This is a genomic window from Streptomyces prasinopilosus, assembly GCF_001419695.1.
Classification (GTDB): Bacteria; Actinomycetota; Actinomycetes; order Streptomycetales; family Streptomycetaceae; genus Streptomyces; species Streptomyces prasinopilosus.
Genome location: NZ_LIRG01000638.1, coordinates 1 through 1468, shown reverse-complemented (window position 1 = coordinate 1468; position 1468 = coordinate 1). Strand labels below are relative to the sequence as shown.

The following is a 1468-nucleotide window of genomic DNA, read 5'->3' as shown; positions in this document are numbered from 1 at the left end:
CAGGCTCTCGTCCGCGCCCCGGCATCGTCACGCGCAGCGGGTGGGGCGCGGACGAGAGCCTGCGGGAGAAGACCTTCGTGTACACCGACACGGTGAGCGCGGCCTTCGTGCACCACAGCGCCTCCGGCAACAACTACACGTGCGCACAGGCCCCTTCGGTCATCCGCAGCATCTACCGCTACCACACGGAAAGCATGGGCTGGCGGGACATCGGCTACAACTTCCTCGTCGACAAGTGCGGCAAGATCTACGAGGGCCGCGCCGGGGGAGTGGCCAACCCGGTGCTGGGCGCCCACACCCTGGGGTTCAACAGCAACAGCACGGGCGTGGCGGTCCTCGGCACCTTCAGCTCCACGAGTCCGCCGGCCGCCGCGGTGACGGGCGTCGCCCAGCTCACCGCGTGGAAGCTCGGGCTGCACGGCATGGATCCGAGCGCGAAGACATACCTGACGTCCGGCGGTGGCAACCTCTACGCAAAAGGCACGAAGGTACGGCTGAACGTGATCTCCGGTCACCGGGACGGGTTCAACACCGAGTGCCCCGGGGGGAAGCTCTACGACAAGCTCGGCACCGTCCGTTCCGCAGCAGCCGGTTACCAGGGCCGCTGAGGACGGCGGACCGCCGGGTCCGGTCCCTTCCTGCCGGAGACACCGCCGTCGGAACCACTGTGCGACGGTCTGCGTACACTGACCGGCCGAAAGACAGTTCGGCCGGTCCCGGCAGGAAGCAGAGACGACAGGTGACAGAAGCGATTCTCCTGGTCGGGGGCAAGGGCACACGGCTGCGCCCGCTCACGGTGCGCACCCCGAAGCCCATGGTCCGGGCGGCCGGGGTGCCCTTCCTCACGCACCAGCTGGCGAGAGCCAGAGCGGCCGGCGTCGAGCACATCGTCCTGGCCACGTCCTATCTGGCCGAGGTCTTCGAACCGTACTTCGGCGACGGCTCCTCGCTGGGGCTGCACATCGAGTACGTGACGGAGGAGGAGCCCCTCGGCACGGGCGGCGCCCTCCGCAACGTCGCCTCCCGGCTGCACTCCGGCCCGGACGAACCGGTGCTGGTCTTCAACGGCGACATCCTCACCGGCCTGGACATCCGGGCGCTGGTCCGCACCCACCGGACGACGGGCGCGGACGTCTCCCTGCACCTGACGAAGGTGACGGACCCCAGGGCGTACGGCCTGGTCCCCACCGACGGCACGGGCCGCGTCCTGGCGTTCCTGGAGAAACCCCAGACGCCCGAGGAGATCGTCACCGACCAGATCAACGCGGGGGCGTACGTCTTCCGCCGCTCGGTCATCGACACGATCCCCACGGGCCGGCCGGTGTCCGTGGAACGCGAGACGTTCCCGGACCTGCTGTCGGCCGGGGCCCACCTCCAGGGGCTGGTCGACTCCACGTACTGGCTGGACCTCGGCACACCGGCGGCCTTCGTACGGGGCTCCGCGGACCTGGTGCTGGGCCGCGCCCCG

At 70.0% G+C, this 1468-nt stretch carries 2 protein-coding genes; both read left to right on the top strand.

Going from position 1 to position 1468, the window contains the following annotated elements:
- The coding region (locus tag AOK18_RS23770) for a peptidoglycan recognition protein family protein (protein ID WP_167738733.1) at window positions 1-608 on the top strand (608 nt) is incomplete at its 5' end.
- Between the two features lie 131 nt (window positions 609-739).
- A partial coding sequence (locus AOK18_RS23765) for a nucleotidyltransferase family protein (protein WP_055695662.1) occupies window positions 740-1468 on the top strand: 729 nt, incomplete at its 3' end.